We start from the raw sequence: 15,875 nt of genomic DNA, 5'->3' as shown, positions 1-15,875 counted from the left end.
GTTCCGGTAGGTGTCGACCTGGGTCGACACGCTTTCGCGCCACCGGGTTGCCGGCCAGCGGCCGGCACTACCCCGTCGGTCCTTCAGGCGATCTGTTCCGGTAGGTGTCGACCTTGGTCGACACGCTTTCGCACCATCGCGTTGCCGGCCAGCGGCCGGCACTACCACACCCGGCGCTACCGACATCGCGCGACCGGGGTAGCGCCGGGCCGTGCCCGGCGTCATCCCCTCTGTCTCAGTACACCGGCAGTTCGATGTAACTGGCCTGCGCGGCGCTGTGCCATACCCGCTGCGTCGCCTTCTGGTAGTCACCCGGCTTGGCCAGGTAGATGTTCGGCACGTAGGTCTGTGGGTTGCGGTCGTACAGCGGGAACAGGCTGGACTGCACCTGCACCATCACCCGGTGGCCCTTCTGGAAGGTGTGGTTGGCATTGGGCAGGTCGAAACGGTACGGCAGCACCTGGTTGGCCGCCAGCGCCTTGGGGTCGCTGAAGCTCTCGCGGTAGCGGCCACGGAAGATCGCCAGCGACACCGGCAGCTCATAGCCGCCCATCTCCGGTGTCGATGCTTCCTGGTCGGGATACACGTCGATCAGCTTCACCACCCAGTCGCTGTCGGTGCCACTGGTGGACGCCTGCAGGTTCACCACCGGCGTACCTCCGATGCGCAGCGGTGCGGTCAACGGCTCGGTGATGAAGGTCAGCACGTCGGGGCGGCCATCGACGAAGCGCTGATCCTTGACCAGCCAGGTCGTCCACATGTCGCGGTCGCCAAAGCGCACCGGACGCGGCACGAACGGCACCGGCTTGGACGGATCAGACACGTATTCCTCGAAGTCTCCCTCGCCCGCCGCCGGCGCCTGGAACGCCAGCTTGCCACCGGCACGCAGGTACAGCGGCTTGCTGTTTGCCGCGCACGCCTTCTCGCAGCTGCGCGGCCAGCCCTGCAGGCGGTCCCAGTGGTTTTCACCGGTGTTGTAGACCAGCACTGGTGGCGTATCGGCCTTCGGCGCGCCATCCACCAGATACTGGTCGAAGAACGGCTTGAGCACGTCGCGGCGGAACTGCAGCGCGGTATCGCCATCGAATTTCAGCGCCCCAAGCTGGCTGCCGTCATAGTTCACCTGGCTGTGCCGCCACGGGCCCATCACCAGGTAGTTGTGGGTGTTGCCGGTGTCGCGCCCTTCCATCGCCTGGTAGGCGTGGTTGGCACCCCACATGTCTTCCTGGTCCCACAGGCCCTGCAGCCACATGGTCGGCACCTTCAGCGGCGTCTTCGCCATCACCGCATCCAGCGCCTGGCCCTGCCAGAACGCATCGTAAGCGGGGTGCTGTACCAGCTTTTTCCACCAGGTCAGCTGGTCCACGCCGGTAAAGCGGGCGTAGTCACCGGCCGAGCCGATGCGCAGGAAAGTGCTGTAATCGTCGTAGCCCAGCGACGGCAGCGGCGTGCCCTTGCCACGCTTCTCGGTCTGCATCGCGAAGTAGTTGAAATTGACCTGGCGGAAAGCGCCGTAGTTGAGCCAGTCGTCACCCATCCAGCCATCGACCATCGGGCTCTGCGGCGCGGCCACCTTCAGTGCAGGGTGCGGATCGGTCAGCGCCATCACCACGGTGAAGCCTTCGTACGACGAGCCGAGCATGCCGACCTTGCCGTTGGTCTCCGGCACATGCTTGACCAGCCAATCGATGGTGTCCCACGCGTCGGTGGAATGATCGACCTTGGTACCGTTCAGTGGCCCACGCAGCGGCCGCGTCATCACGTAATCGCCTTCGGAGCCGTACTTGCCACGGATGTCCTGGAACACGCGGATGTAGCCGCCATCGACGAACACTTCATCGCCCTGCGGCAGTAGATCGCGCATGCGCGGCGAATCGCTGCGGCTGGCACGGCCGGCGGCGTCGTACGGTGTGCGGGTCAGCAGGATCGGTGCATTGTGGGCGCCCTTGGGCACCACGATCACCGTGTACAGCTTGGTGCCATCACGCATCGGCACCATCACCACGCGCTTGTCGTAGTCGCGGCCCACATCGGGGGCGACGAAGGGTTTTCCGCTGATGTCCGGGGTCATCGGCGGCGTGTCGGCGGCCAGCACGGCGCTGGACAGGCTCAGGGCTACGGCAACAGCAACGGCACGCACACGCATGGACATCACCTCCCGGCAGGAAAGGCCCCAGCCTACTCCCGTAGCCCCCGGCAAAGCGTGTGCCTGCTTTGCATTCTGCGGCGTTTACAGGCAGTACTGATGGCACATGTGCGGTCTGCTGCCGCTGCGCTCACCGGGCATGGCCCAGTGCTACCCGTTCACGACCAACCACGGTAGCGCCGGGCCATGCCCGGCGGATCCATCACGCCACCGGTACTTCATGCAGGGCCAGCCAGCGCCAGTGCCCTCCTTCCTGCCGCAGCACTGCCAGCGATTCCCGCCACGCGGTTTCTCCCGCACCCACGGCATGTCCCTCGCGATAACGCAGCACCGCCAGCGGCGACGGCGCTTCCACCGCCTGCACGGCCTCGATGGCGATCCGCAGTCCCGGCCGGGCGCCGTGTCCGCCCACGAACAGCGCCTGCACGGCAGCGCGGTCCAACCTGCGACCGGAGATGCCGACCATGCTGAAGTCCGCGCAGAAATGTTCCATCAGATCAGCCAGTGCATCGGCCGCGACCTCTGCGCGGAACCAGGCCTGCAGCTTGTCGTGCAGCAGGTGGATTTCGTGTTCGGCGGTCATGTCCATCAAGCAGTCTCCGGAGCGGAAAGGGAATGCAGCTGCGACCGGCGCAGCAGCGCCAGCGGCAACAGGGTGAGTACGGCCGCCAGGCCCAACGCCACGCCGGTGGCATGCGCCGGCCACCACTGCATGGCCAAGGCCAGCAGCAGAGCAATGGCGACGGTACCCAGGCAGAAGCTGAGCTGGCGGTTGAGGTTCCACAGTGCACTGGCATCGCCCAGCGCCTCGGCGTCCACACCATGGAACGCCAGCGTCTGCGCGGTGCTGCTGCACAGGCTGCCGCCAGCGCCCATCAGGGCGAACAGCGTTGCGGCCAGCGCGAAGGGGGGCTGCGATTGCAGCGCCATCAGCAGCAGACCGCTGGCCTGCAGGACCATGCCCAGCCGCAGCACCGCGCCCGGCCCGAAGCGCGCCAGCAATCGCCGGCTGCCGGTGATTGCCAGTGCCGAGGCCAGCGCCCACGGCAACATCAAGGCGCCGATCTGCGCGGCGCTGTAACCGGCGTGGTTCAGCTGCAGGGTACTGGCCAGCTGGCTGCCGATGAACACACCCGGCACCGCCAGATAGACCAGCATCGCCATGCGCAGGCCTCGATGGGACAGCAGCGACCAGCGCAGCAGCGGCTGCGGCTGCCGGCGAGCATTACGCAGGTGGGCGGCGGCCAGCACTGCTGCCAGCAGCAGCAACCCTGCGCCGGCGAAGCGATGGTCGGGCTCACCCAGCCAGGTCAATGCCAGCAGCAACGCGCCCAGCGCAGACATCGCGGTGGCCAGTGCATAGCCCTGCAGGCGTGGCGCACTGCGCAGGCCATCGGCCGGCATCCACGCCAGCACCAGGGCGATCGCCAGCACCGCCAGCGGCAGGCTGGCCCACAGCACGCCGCGCCAGGACAGCCACTGCACCAGCAGGCCGCCAAGAGCCGGCGCCAGTGCCGGCACCAGCAACGCCACCAGCAGGATGCGCCGGGTCAGCGCACCGCGTTGCTCAGGCGTGCACTGCCGGTACGCCGCCGCCTGCGCCACCGGAATCAGCAGCCCGCCAGCCAACCCCTGCAGCAGCCGCCAGCCCAGCAGCCAGCCGATGGACGGCGCGGCGCCGGCCAGGCCCGCAGCCACTGCGAACAGCACCAAGGCAGCCAGCAGCAGGCGACGCTCGCCGCAGCGCGCGGCCAGCCACGGGGCCAGCGGAATCACCACGCTCAGACCCAGCATGTAAGCCGTGCCCACCCAGGCCAGGGTGCCGATGTCCGCATGCAGCTCGGCCGCCAGCGCCGGGTAGGCCACGGTGGCGATGAACATGTTGACCAGGTCCAGGGCGAACAGCAGCAGGAAGATCGCCTCATGGCGCAGGCGTGGGGAAGGCATCAGCAGGCTCCGGCAGCGAAGGCGACAGCATCGCGGACCAGCGTTGTTGGAAAAACACGACGGCAGCTGCAACACTGTCAAACCTGTTTTGACAATCAGCCACCATGGTCAGCCTCGATCGCTTCGATATCTTCCGTGCCGTGGTCGAGGCCGGCAGCCTGACCGCCGCCGCCGAGCGCCTGGGCCTGAGCCGGGCCGTGGTCAGCTTCAACCTGAAGCGGCTGGAGCAGGAGCTGGGGGTAACCCTGCTGCTGCGCAGTACCCGCCACCTGGCGCTGACCGAGGCCGGCGAACAGTTCCTGCAGCACTGCGTGCAGGCACTGGATGCCGCGCAGGCCGCCATCGATGCCGCGCGCCGCGACCAGCATCAACTGCAGGGCGTACTGCGCCTGACCACCACCCCGGAGTACGCGCAGCTGCGGCTGATTCCAGCACTGGAAGCCTTCCGCGCGCAGCATCCAGCGCTGGCGCTGCATCTATCGACCTCGCCGGCACCGGCCGACCTGATTCCCGAGCGTTTCGACCTGGCGATCCGCCTCGGCCGCCTGCCCGATTCGCAACTGCATGCCACCGAGCTGGAACGTCACCCGCTGTGCGCGGTCGCCGCTCCGGCATTGCTGGCGCGCCTGGGGTCCGCCGAGGCGGTGGATGATCCGGTACTGCTGGGCACCCTGCCCCGCCTCGGCTATCCGCGCCTGGCCGATGTGCCGGTGGTCGCGCCGGATGGCAGCGATGCATTGTTCGCCACCAATCCGGGCAACGCGGTGATACGCGTGGATGGGGCCAGCAGCCTGCGCGCGTTCGCCGTGGCCGGTGCAGGAGTGACCGTGCTGCCACGCTGGCTGATCGAGGACGATCTCGCCCACGACCGCCTGCGGCCGGTGCTGCGCCAGCATCGTTTCCCGCAGCAGAGCGTGTACGCGGTGTACCCGCACAGCAGCCAGCCCTCGCCGAAGGTGCGGCAGCTGATCGATTTCCTGCGCGGTTGGTTTGGTGACGACGCCAGCTGAATCCTGCGCCCGCCGGGCACGGCCCGGCGCTACCGGGATGCCCGTAACCGGGTAGCGCCGGGCCATGCCCGGCGAGCGCAGCGGCACCCCGTAAACAGACACGGCCCCTTGCGGGGCCGTGTCTTCAACCATCAGTGCCGCAGCGGATCAGCGCAGCACCTGCTCCACCAGCTGCACGCCCACCGTCTGCAGCGGCTCGGCGGCGTTGCGCGACAACTGCACCTGGTAGGTGCCGCCGGCGATCTTCCACTGGCGTGCCTGCGCATCGTAATGCGCCAGGGTCTTCGGCTCGGCTTCGATGCGGATGCGGCGCTGTTCGCCCGGTTGCAGCTCGACCTTGTCGTAGCCGATCAGGCGGATCGGCGTGGCGCTGCCGGCCGGCAGCTTCAGGTACAGCTGGGCGACGTCGGCACCGGCGCGCTTGCCGGTGTTGCGGATGTCGACGCTGGCAACCAGGCGCGAACCCTCCACGCTCACCTTCAGGTTTTCATAGGCGAACGAGGTGTAGGACAGGCCGTGGCCGAAGGCGAAGGTCGGGGTCAGGCCCTTGGCCGCCATCCACTTGTAGCCGACGTTGGCGCCTTCGATATCGAAATCGAACACATCGCCGAACGGCTTGGCCGGCTTGAAGCCAAGGCCATCGATGTGCGGGCGCGGCAGCTGCGATTCGTCCACCACCCAGGTCACCGGCAAGCGGCCGGACGGATTGGCCTGGCCGGTCAGCAGTGCGGCAATGCCTTCACCGCCACGGATACCCGGGTACCAGGCCTGCAGCACCGCCGGCACCTGCGCCAGCCACGGCGTACGCACCGGGCCGTTGGTTTCCAGCACCAGCACGGTCTTCGGATTGGCCTTGGCCACCGCCGAAATCAACCCATCCTGGTTGTCCGGGAGCTGCATGTCCGGCAGGTCCACCGATTCGGCCGCCCACTGGGTGGCGAACACGATGGCCACATCCGCCTGTGCAGCAGCCTTGGCCGCAGCGGCGGCATTGGTGCCGTCAACATAGGTGATGGTGGCGTCCGGACGCGCGGCACGCAGCGATTCCAACGGCGAGGACGGATGGAAGATCACCGGGCCCGGCCAGGTGGTCGGCAGCACGCCCGGCACCGCGTTGGTGCCCTTGGCCGTGACGCCCACCATCGACGAACCGCCGCCACCGATCACGCCCTTGTCGGCATGGCCACCGATGATGACGATGCGCTTGGCGCTGTCGGCCAGCGGCAGCAGGCTGCCTTCATTGCGCAGCAGCACGCTGCCTTCTTCCACCGTGCGCTGGGCCACGGCGAAACCGGCTTCAGCGTCGACCTTCTGGTGCTGCGGCGGGTTGTCGAAATTGCCGTGCAGGAACATCGTGCGCAGGATGCGCGCGACCATGTCGTTCAGGCGCGCCTGCGATACCACGCCGCCGTGCACGGCCAGGCGCAGCGGCTCATCGAAGAACACCGCCGCATCGAACACTTCACCGGCCGACTGCTGGTCCAGGCCGGCCAGCGCCGCCTTCGAACCGCTGTGCACGCCGCCCCAGTCGGACATCACGAAACCGGGGAATTTCCACTCCTGCTTCAGCACCTGGTTCATCAGGTAGCCGTTTTCGCAGCCGTAGGTACCGTTGATCTTGTTGTACGAGCACATCGCCACGCCCGGGCGGCCAGCTTCCAGCGCGATCTCGAACGCCAGCAGATCCGACTCGTGCATGGCCTGCTCGCCAATGCGCACGTCGTGGAAGTTGCGGCGGGTCTCCATGTCGTTCAGCGCGAAGTGCTTCATCGACGAGATCACGTGCTGGCTCTGCACGCCCTGGATCACTGCGCCGACCATCGAACCGGCCAGCAGCGGGTCTTCACCAGCGTATTCGAAGTTGCGGCCGTTACGCGGGTCACGCTGCAGGTTGACGCTGCCGGACAGCAGGATGTTGAAGCGCTGCTGCCAGGCTTCGCGGCCCATCGTCGCGCCACCGGCAAAGGCAACACCGCGGTTCCAGGTGGACGCCGTGGACGGGCCAGACGGCATGGCGGTGGCGAAATCACCCGGGCGGATGCCACCGGGATTGGTCACGCCCACGCCGGCGTCGGCCGACTGCTGCGACGGAATGCCCAAGCGCGCTACGCCCGGCACGAAACCGGCCGAACCCACCGCACCTTCCGGCAGCTTGCCACCGTCCTTGCCCAGCCCGAAGTAGCTGTGCAGCATCTGGAACTTCTCGTCCTCGGTCATCGCCTTCAGCAGCAGCGCAGCGCGCGCATCGGCGGTGAGCGTGGTATCCATCCACGGCTGCTCGCCGCCCTTGTCAGCCGCATAGGCCAGGGTCAGCAGGGTTGCACGCATCGCGCTGCCTTCAACCTTGAACGGCGCACTGCTGGCGGCCTGGAAGCCATCGCTGAAATAGCTGGCATCGGCCTCCAGGGCCACGCGTGCCGGATCGAAGCCGGCCGCTTTGGCCGATTCACCGGCCACCGCGCCGAGCAGCACCGCCGGCGCGCCCAGTCGCGAACGCGACACCAGTGCCGGCAACTGCGAAGCACCGGCGCCAGCGTCGGTGTACACCGCCACTGCATGGCGGCCGTCATCCAGGCGCAGGTAGTTCAGGCCCGGCTGGTCGGGGCCGGATTCGGCGGCGATCGGCAGCCGGGTCAACACGGCCTGGCCGTGCTGGGTCTGGCCGTCATCCTTGCCGGCGGCGATGAAGCGGTACTGGTAGCCCAGGCCATCGGCCAGCAGCTGCAGCGGATCGACCTGGCCGATGCCGCGCTGTACCTGGCGAACGCTGACCGCATCCACCTGCAGGGTCTTCAACTGGGCAGCCAGGGCCGGCATCGCGTCCGCGGTCGGCGCCTGTTCCAGGGTCAGCACGGTGAAGGCGGCGGAGTCGGCCCAGGCCGGGGTGGCCAGTGCGGCAGACAGGGCCAGGGACAGGGCGAGCGGCTTTGTAAACGTTTTCATCGGCGGGCGTAATTCCGTTGCCAAGGCAATCGGTCCAGGGAAAGTGCCGCCGAAGGGTGCAGCGTCATGCCGCGCATGCGTTGCCGGGCAACGCCTTGCAGGCCAGAGGACGGGCCGGTCTGCGCGCGGGACCCTCCTCCCGTGCGTGACAACCTGCCTGTCCGGGCCGCGCAGGGCGACCCATCATGTGAAGAGTGTGCGAGGGCGTTCATCGCTGTCAACAGGACCTAAGTCACAGGCGCGATGTGCGGACTGGTTATCAGCCCATCACCGGCGGTCATCAACGGGCTGCACGGCGCTGCCGATAATGGTTCTCCCCGGCGACGATTCGAGCCCATGACCGTACATCGCGACTTCGACCATCTCTGGCGCGACCGCTGTGACACCTCCAGCCAGCGCAGCCCGCGCGTGTTGATCCGGGTGTTCGTCGCCCCCGGCGAACTGGAACGCAGCGTGGCCTTCTACGAGCAGCTGCAGGGTGTGGTCGCCGATGCCGGCTTTCCGTTTCCCGATGCGGGCCTGCGGCTGGCGATGGTCGGTGCGTTCCTGCTGATCGAAGGCTGCGACGAGGCGCTGGCGCCGTTCACGTCGACCACGGGCACGTTGCTGGTCGACGACGTTCGGCCTTATCACGACAAGTTGGTGGCCGCCGGCGCCGAGATCATCTTTCCGCTGCAGGTGGTACCGACCGGTGCGGCGTTCAATGCGGTGCATCCCGATGGCACCGTGGTCGAGTACGTGCACCACCGGCCGGACCCGCAGGGGCGGTGAGGTGGCGGCCGGGCTGCGCCCGGCACCCGCAGAGGCAACGGCAACTGCAACAGCAATAGCCGAAGCAAAAGCTGGGCTCCTGTTGGTAGGCGGGGCAGGTCCGGTTGCGGGGGACGGCGCAAGTACGTCCATGTAGCCTCGGTCGCCGCATCCATGCGGCTCACGCCCCCGCAACCGGCCCCACCCCGCCTTCGACAGATTCCCGGCGCGCAGTAGATCCACGCCATGCGTGGATGTTTTTCCCATGAACCTTTGCGGCATACGTCATCCACGCATGGCGTGGATCTACAATTCCTCCATGTCCTCCTCCGCTCTACCCTGGAATGGCACCCTGCTGCTGGATGCACACGTGGCCGTGCTGCAGGGCCACGCCGGTGACAGCGCCGCGCACGCGCACTACGCCCATCAGCTGCTGCTGAGCGAGGGCGACCCTTGGCAGGTCGAGATCGATGGCGTGCAGCAGCAGGGCCAACGGCTGTGGCTGCGCTCCTTCCAATCGCACGCGATCCTGTCGGCGCCCGCTGACGGCTGCACGGTGTTCCTCGAACCGGCACATGCCGACCTCGAACAGATCCAGCAGCATCTGCAGTCGTTGCCTGGCAATGCCGCGCAGCTGCACGAGTGGCTGCCGCGACTGAGCCGCCCGCAGCCCCTGGACCGCCGCGTGCAGGCGGCGCTGGCCCGCATCACCCAGCACCTGCCCGGCCCGGTGCCGGCCGCCGATATCGCCGAGGCCGCGCATCTGTCGACCAGCCAGCTGCATCGGCGCTTCCAGTCCGAGCTGGCAGTGACCCTGCGCGGTTGGGTGCTGTGGCAACGGCTGCGCAGTGCGCTGGCGCATCATCTGCGCGGGCACAGCCTGACCGACAGCGCGCATGCCGCCGGTTTCGCCGATCTGCCCCACCTCTCGCGCAGCCTGCGCCGCATGTTCGGCATCGGTGCCGCGCAACTGCAGGGCCTGCAGCTGCACGCAGCCTGAGGCATCGATCAACCGCGCCTGCGCAGGCCTTCCGGAAGCTCCGGCACCTCGCCATGGGGCAGCGCGCGGAAGGGCGCCAGCAGTTGTGCGGAATAGGCCTGCGGATAGTACGGCTGGCTGCCGATGCCCAGATCACGCTGCCGCAACCGATAGCCCGGTGCATCAAACGCGGTCCCCAGCAGGTGGTCCCACACGGTGAAGAACAAACCGAAATTGACATCACCTGCAGTGCCATAGCGGATGTGGTGGAAGCGGTGCAGCGGTGCCCATGCCATCATCCGGCCCAACACACCCGGGCGCATGTCCACGTTGGAATGCTGCAGCAGCAGCTGAATCGCGATGGCGAACGCCAGCACCGCGGCCACCGGCATCGGCATGCCCAACAGCAGCAGCGGCAGTACGCCGCCCACCGCTTCGGCGGCCTGGTGCAGTGGGTGTTTCATCAAACCATTGAAGCCATACATGCGGGTCACGCTGTGATGCACCGCATGCAACCGCCACAACCAGCCGATGCGATGGCTGGCGTAGTGCACCAGGGTGATGCCAAGGTCAGCCGCGATGATCGCCACCAGCACCTGCAGCGCGAATGGCCACTGCGTCGGCCAGACGTGCCAGGGCACGATTGCCGCCAGCATCGGCACCGTGGCGATCGACAGCAGGTTCAGGCTTTCATTGACCAGCGCATGCAGGACGTCGCGCAGGCGGTCACCCTGGTCGTGGTTGAACGCCGGATCGTAAGGCCACAGCCGCTCGGCAGCGAACGACACCGCGATGGCGACAGCCAGCAAGGCAAGCAGCCACAACGGGTCACCGTGGGAGTGGCCGACCCAGGCGATGGCGGCGGCAACAAAACCCAGCAGGAACAACGGGGCATACAGGCGGAGCATCCAGTGCTTCATGGCTGGCTCTGAACAGTGAGGGGCCTGCATGCTGGCGCGGCATGGGGGCTGCAGGCTTGAACAAACAGCGCAACCCCGCGTCCGCTCACGTTGAATGCCTACCTTGGTGGGCGATCCACGTCTGGCGTGGATCTACAATGTCGACCTCATCGCGGCCTGGACCGGCATGGATTCCTTCACCTTGATGCGCGCCTTCCGCCGCATCGTCGAACGCAGCAGCCTCGCCCGTGCTGCCGAAGACCTGGGCCTGTCGCCAGCCGGGCTGAGCAAGCAGCTGCGCACGCTAGAAACGCACCTGGGCGTAGTGCTGCTGCAGCGGACCACCCGCCGCATGAGCCTGACCGAAACCGGCCATGCCTATTACCGCGAATGCTGCCGCCTGCTCGATGAACTGGACGCGCTGGAGCGCGGCATCGCCGAACAGCGCGGTGAAGTGAGCGGGCGCCTGCGGGTCAATGCACCGCAGTCATTCGCGCTGAGCACGCTGTCGCCATTGCTGCCACGCTTCCTGCAGCAGCATCCGCAGCTTGCACTGGACCTGGTGATGGAAGACCGTCTGCTTGATGCGGTTGGCGAAGGGTTCGATGTATCCCTGCGCATCCGCGCCGAACTGGAAGATTCGCGGCTGGTCGCACGCCGCCTGGCTTCGCTGCAACAGGTGCTGTGCGCGGCACCGTCCTATCTGCAGCACCATCCGGCACCGCAGGTGGTGGAAGAACTGCAGGCGCACAGCGTGCTTGGCTACAGCCTGTCCGATTCACCCGGCAGCTGGCCGCTGCTCGGCCCCGATGGCCAGGTCACGGTGACCCTGCCGACACGGGTCACCGCCAACAACAGTCTGCTGCTGCGTGACCTGCTGGTCGCCGGCCTCGGTATCGGTGCGCTGCCCTCGTTCCTGGCCGCACCGGCACTGGCCAGCGGCGAACTGCAGCAGGTGCTGCCCGACCATCGCTATCCGCCGCGGTTCGTCTACGCGGTCTACCCCACCGCGCGCCACCTGCAACCGAAGGTACGCGCCTTCATCGATTTCCTGCACGCCGAACTGCCCGCCTGCGCCGGGCTGGATTCGTAACCGCCAGCGAAAACTGAGCTGCCCGCCGCGTGCTGTTTCGGCCCGGCGCCACTGCCTACTCTGCCGCCTCCCCTCTCACGGACGGCAGGCCGATGATCGCCTCTCCTTCGCTGACCACCACTGCACCGGTGGTCGATTTCTTTCATGACGTGGTCTGCGGCTGGTGCTTCGTGCTGGCCCCGCGCCTGCAGCAGGTCTCGGTCGAACTCGGCATCCAGGTCCGCCACCGCAGCTTCGTGCTGCAGGACTCGCGCGAACAGATGATCGAGGTATTCGGCTCGATGCCGCGTGCCAAGGCCATCATCCTGCGCCACTGGGCCGACTGCGCCGCGCATGACGACAGCGCGCGCATCGATATCGACGGCATGCGGGCACAGGACTTCGAATACCCTTCCGGTTGGCTGGGTGCACTGGCCTGCCAGGCCGCCGGCATGCTCGGCGGCAACGCCGCACACGGCGCGATGTTCGATGCCGTGCAGTGGGCGCACCTGCACCAGCACCGAAACGTCGGTGACGTCGAGGTGCTGCTGGACATCGCCGAACAGCTGGGGCATCGGCGTGGCGTCTTCGCCGACCGGATGCGCAGCGATGAGGTGCGCCAGCGCGTGCAGGCCGACCGCGCTGAAGCTGCCGCACTCGGCATCCGCTCCATCCCCACCGTCATCACCGGCAACGGCCTGCGCCTGCAGACCCTGCCGCTGCCGCAACTGCGCCAGGCCCTGGCGCCGCTGGTCGCGGCCTGAGCCGCACCGTTCCCCCACCTTCAAGGAGATTCCCATGACCCCACGTACCCTGGGCACCGCCCTGGCCCTGCTGTTGGCCGGCGCCGCGGCTTCCACCACCGTGTCCGCGCACGAACGCGTTCCCTCCGGCCAGCAGGTCGGCACCAGCCCCTGGGGGCCGAAGGACGAGATCGGCCGCCTCAACCTGATCACCGAGGCCTCACGCGCAGCGATCCTGTCGCGGGTCAGCGGCGGCAAAGCCTACGATCTGGCCACCGAGTACTACGTCGGCATGCCCAGCTGGCAGGATGCCGGCGACCCGCACTACCAGTTCTGGATGACCCACACCCCGCGCGGCACGGTGATGGACGACCCGATGGGCGTAGGCGAGACGATGAACCTCACCCGCAGCTACACCGGCACCGCGTTCTCGATGTACAGCCACACCGGCACCCACATCGATGCGCTGAACCACTTCGGCATCCATGGAAAGATCTGGAATGGCTTCGAGGCCGACAAGCACCTCGGCGACCGCGGCTGGAACGTCACCGGCATCGAGAAATTCCCGCCGCTGATCGCCCGTGGCGTACTGATCGACGTGGCCGGCGCCAAGGGCATGGACATGCTGCCGGACAGCTACCGCGTCACCCGCCAGGACCTGAAGGATGCGCTGGCACGCCAGCACGTGCAGCTGCAGCAGGGCGACATCGTACTGATCCGCACCGGTCGCATGCGCCTGTTCGAACAGCCCAAGGCCTACATGGCCAACCCACCGGGCATGGGCCTGGATGCGGCGCGTTTCCTGGTGGAGGACAGCGGCGCGATGATCGTCGGCGCCGACAACCTCAGCTTCGAGACCTTCCCTTCCGAAGTGTCCGACGACTACGTGCCGCTGCACACCTACCTGCTGGCGCAGCAGGGCGCGCCGATCATCGAGCTGGTGGCGCTGGATGAACTGGCGCGCGACAAGGTCTATGAGTTCGCCTTCATCGGTGGCCCGCTGAAGATCCGCGGCGGCGACGCCGCGCCGCTGCGCCCGGTGGCCCTGCCGGTCCGCCCGTGACCCGATAGCCGGTCCAGGGTGGGCGGTGCCGACCTTGGCCGGCACCGCTTTTCCCGCATCCAGGCCCCCGTTCCCCAGTAGATCCACGCCATGCGTGGATGCTTTGCCTCCTTCAGCAAGCTGAAACCCCGCCCTCCGATTTCATTAGTAATATTACTCACAAGCCGAGTAGCATGTCCGGTCTCAGCCCCTGATATCGGCCTGTCGATACTCGCTCCATGCCTGCCGTTTCCGCCCACTTCTGCCGCTTCCCGCCAGCCCGGCGCCTCCCCCGGAGGACCGGCTGATGGGCGCCGTCGTCGCCCTCGACCGCCTGCTGGACGGCCGCCAGGTCTGGCGCGGGCCGGCACGCCAGGGGCAGGCCAGCGACCATCTGGCCAGTGGCCACCCGGCGCTGGACGCGCGCCTGCCCGGCGGTGGCTGGCCAGCCAGCGGGCTGTGCGAAGTACTGCAGGCCGCACCCGGGGTCGGTGAACTGGCCCTGGTCTGGCCGGCGCTGGCAAAGCTGAGCCAGCACCCACGGCCGATCGTGCTGGTCGCCCCACCCCATCGCCCGCACGCCCCGGCATGGGCCGCCGCCGGGCTCGACCTGGCCCAGCTGCAGATCATCCACGCCGCGCCGAAGCAGGCGCTGTGGGCGGCCGAGCAGTGCCTGCGCTCTGCCGCCTGCGCCGCCGTGCTGTGCTGGCCGCAGCAGGCCGACGATCGTGCCCTGCGCCGCCTGCAGGTTGCCGCCGACAGCGGCCAGTGCCTGGGTTTCGTGTTCCGCGAGGCCCGCGCCGCCCGCAACCCCTCCCCGGCCAGCCTGCGCCTGCAGCTCGACCATGGCCAGGTGCGGGTGCTGAAGTGCCGCGGCGGGCTGCCACCAGCGCAGCCGTTGCCGCTGGCCATCGCCCACTGAGGCCGCGCCATGCACTGGGCCTGCCTGTTGTTGCCGCAGCTGGCGCTGGACAGCGTGCTGCGCCTGCAGCCCGATCCACAGCGGCCACTGGTACTGCTGCAGGGGCCGGCGCAGCGTCGTGTGCTGCGTGCGGTCAGCCCTGCCGCGCGGGCAGCGGGGCTGCGCCCGGGCATGCTGCTGTCGGCCGCGCAGGTGCTGGTGCAGGACCTGCAGCTGCATGACTACGATCCCAGCGCCGAACAGCACACCCGGCAGTTGCTGGCCAGCTGGCTGTATGGCACCAGCTCGCTGGTCAGCCTCGATTTTCCGCATGCGCTGGTGCTGGAGATCGGTGCCAGCCGTGCCCTGTTCGGCGATTGGCTGACGATCGAACAACGCCTGCGCAACGGCCTGCACGACCTGGGCTTCCGCCATCGCCTGGTCGCTGCCCCCAACCCGCATGCCGCGCGCGTGCTGGCCAATGTGCACGATGGCCTTGGCATCGATGCGCAGCAGCTGCCCGCCGCACTGGCACAGCTGCCACTGGCGCGTAGTGGCCTGCCCGTTGATGCAGTGACCGTGCTGGCACGCTCCGGCCTGCGCACGCTGGGGGCGGCCTTCGACCTGCCGCGCGAAAGCCTGGCCCGCCGCTTCGCCCCCGAGGTACTGCAGCAGCTGGATGCCGTGCGCGGTTTGGGCAACGCGCCGTTGCGCTATTACCAGCCGCCGGACCGGTTCGATACGCGCATCGAATTCGAATACGAGATCGAATCCAGCCAGGCCCTGCTGTTCCCGCTGCGGCGCCTGCTGCTGGATCTGGCCGCATTCCTGTGTTCGCGCGATGGTGGCGTGCAGCGTTTCGATCTGCATTTCGAGCACGACCTGCTGCCGGCCAGCGTGCTGACCATCGGCCTGCTGGCCCCCGAACGCGATGCGGCGCTGCTGTTCGAGATCGCACGCAACCGCATGGAAGCCTTCGCCCTGCCCGCCGGCAGCCGTGCGCTGCGCCTGCAGGCCGAGCAGCTGCCGCCGTTCGTGCCGGCCGCACGTGACCTGTTCGATACCCGCCCGGCGCAGGCGATGCCATGGACCCAGCTGCGCGAGCGCCTGCGTGCCCGCCTCGGCGATGACGCCGTGCAGCCACTGGCCGTGCAGGCCGACCACCGCCCCGAACGCGCCAGTGGCACCCAGCCACCGGCCAAGCCACCCGCTTGGTGGCCGCTGCGCCCCGGCTGGCTGCTGGAGACGCCACAGCCGCTGCGCGATCCGCGCCTGCGTATCGTCGCCGGGCCGGAACGGATTGAATCGGGCTGGTGGGACCAGGCCGATGCACGCCGCGACTATTACGTGGTGGAAACCGCGCAGGGCCAGCGGGGCTGGGCCTTCCGCACGCGCAATGATCCGCATGCGCCGTGGATGCTGCACGGCTGGTTCGGTTGAGCC

General features: G+C 68.0%; 13 protein-coding genes. 8 read left to right on the top strand and 5 right to left on the bottom strand.

All coding sequences use genetic code 11. The features are described 5' to 3' along the window. Positions 1–235: 235 nt before the first annotated feature. The 3 genes from ABIA73_RS00265 to ABIA73_RS00255 form a co-directional block, all read right to left on the bottom strand. On the bottom strand, positions 236–2,146 hold the full coding sequence (locus ABIA73_RS00265; protein WP_025878501.1) for a CocE/NonD family hydrolase: 1,911 nt from the start codon (positions 2,144–2,146) through the stop codon (positions 236–238). A gap of 202 nt (positions 2,147–2,348) precedes the next feature. Next, positions 2,349–2,735, bottom strand: coding sequence for a DUF4440 domain-containing protein (locus ABIA73_RS00260; RefSeq protein ID WP_312308110.1), 387 nt, complete (start codon positions 2,733–2,735; stop codon positions 2,349–2,351). Further along, positions 2,735–4,093, bottom strand: coding sequence for an MFS transporter (locus ABIA73_RS00255; RefSeq protein ID WP_354275219.1), 1,359 nt, complete (start codon positions 4,091–4,093; stop codon positions 2,735–2,737). The genes ABIA73_RS00260 and ABIA73_RS00255 overlap by 1 nt, the downstream gene beginning before the upstream one ends. A 104-nt stretch (positions 4,094–4,197) precedes the next feature. Between ABIA73_RS00255 and ABIA73_RS00250 the strand changes: the two genes are divergently transcribed. Next, the gene (locus ABIA73_RS00250; protein ID WP_032975257.1) at positions 4,198–5,103 is read left to right on the top strand and encodes a LysR family transcriptional regulator; all 906 of its coding nucleotides are present in this window, start codon (positions 4,198–4,200) and stop codon (positions 5,101–5,103) included. Between the two features lie 147 nt (positions 5,104–5,250). Here ABIA73_RS00250 and ABIA73_RS00245 read toward each other — a convergent pair whose 3' ends face one another. Then, the gene (locus ABIA73_RS00245) at positions 5,251–8,046 is read right to left on the bottom strand and encodes a beta-glucosidase family protein (protein ID WP_354275218.1); all 2,796 of its coding nucleotides are present in this window, start codon (positions 8,044–8,046) and stop codon (positions 5,251–5,253) included. A 336-nt stretch (positions 8,047–8,382) separates the two neighbouring features. Here ABIA73_RS00245 and ABIA73_RS00240 point away from each other — a divergent pair, with 336 nt between their 5' ends. Both ABIA73_RS00240 and ABIA73_RS00235 read left to right on the top strand, forming a co-directional pair. Further along, positions 8,383–8,817, top strand: coding sequence for a VOC family protein (locus ABIA73_RS00240; RefSeq protein WP_025878496.1), 435 nt, complete (start codon positions 8,383–8,385; stop codon positions 8,815–8,817). 274 nt (positions 8,818–9,091) lie between these two features. Further along, a complete protein-coding gene (locus ABIA73_RS00235; protein WP_218787671.1) occupies positions 9,092–9,796 on the top strand; it encodes a helix-turn-helix domain-containing protein in 705 nt (234 codons plus the stop codon). A gap of 8 nt (positions 9,797–9,804) precedes the next feature. Here the strand turns inward: ABIA73_RS00235 and ABIA73_RS00230 are convergent, their stop codons facing one another. Beyond that, positions 9,805–10,683 carry a sterol desaturase family protein gene (locus tag ABIA73_RS00230; protein ID WP_354275217.1) on the bottom strand — a complete coding sequence of 293 codons (879 nt, stop codon included), beginning with the start codon at positions 10,681–10,683 and terminating at the stop codon, positions 9,805–9,807. A gap of 178 nt (positions 10,684–10,861) precedes the next feature. On the opposite strand from ABIA73_RS00230, the gene ABIA73_RS00225 reads away from it, so the two are divergent. From ABIA73_RS00225 to ABIA73_RS00205, 5 genes are all read left to right on the top strand, one after another. After that, positions 10,862–11,767 carry a LysR family transcriptional regulator gene (locus ABIA73_RS00225; RefSeq protein WP_140226803.1) on the top strand — a complete coding sequence of 302 codons (906 nt, stop codon included), beginning with the start codon at positions 10,862–10,864 and terminating at the stop codon, positions 11,765–11,767. 92 nt (positions 11,768–11,859) lie between these two features. Then, a complete protein-coding gene (locus ABIA73_RS00220) occupies positions 11,860–12,510 on the top strand; it encodes a DsbA family oxidoreductase (protein ID WP_025879219.1) in 651 nt (216 codons plus the stop codon). A 34-nt stretch (positions 12,511–12,544) separates the two neighbouring features. Then, the gene (locus ABIA73_RS00215) at positions 12,545–13,552 is read left to right on the top strand and encodes a cyclase family protein (protein WP_059064442.1); all 1,008 of its coding nucleotides are present in this window, start codon (positions 12,545–12,547) and stop codon (positions 13,550–13,552) included. Positions 13,553–13,838: 286 nt separating this feature from the next. Then, on the top strand, positions 13,839–14,453 hold the full coding sequence (gene imuA, locus ABIA73_RS00210; RefSeq protein ID WP_033831381.1) for a translesion DNA synthesis-associated protein ImuA: 615 nt from the start codon (positions 13,839–13,841) through the stop codon (positions 14,451–14,453). 9 nt (positions 14,454–14,462) lie between these two features. Beyond that, the gene (locus tag ABIA73_RS00205) at positions 14,463–15,872 is read left to right on the top strand and encodes a Y-family DNA polymerase (protein ID WP_354275216.1); all 1,410 of its coding nucleotides are present in this window, start codon (positions 14,463–14,465) and stop codon (positions 15,870–15,872) included. The last annotated feature ends 3 nt before the right edge of the window (positions 15,873–15,875 follow it).

Source organism: Stenotrophomonas sp. 2694 (genome assembly GCF_040548715.1).
In the GTDB taxonomy this organism is placed as follows: Bacteria; Pseudomonadota; Gammaproteobacteria; order Xanthomonadales; family Xanthomonadaceae; genus Stenotrophomonas; species Stenotrophomonas indicatrix.
This window is presented reverse-complemented; position numbering and strand designations above follow the sequence as displayed.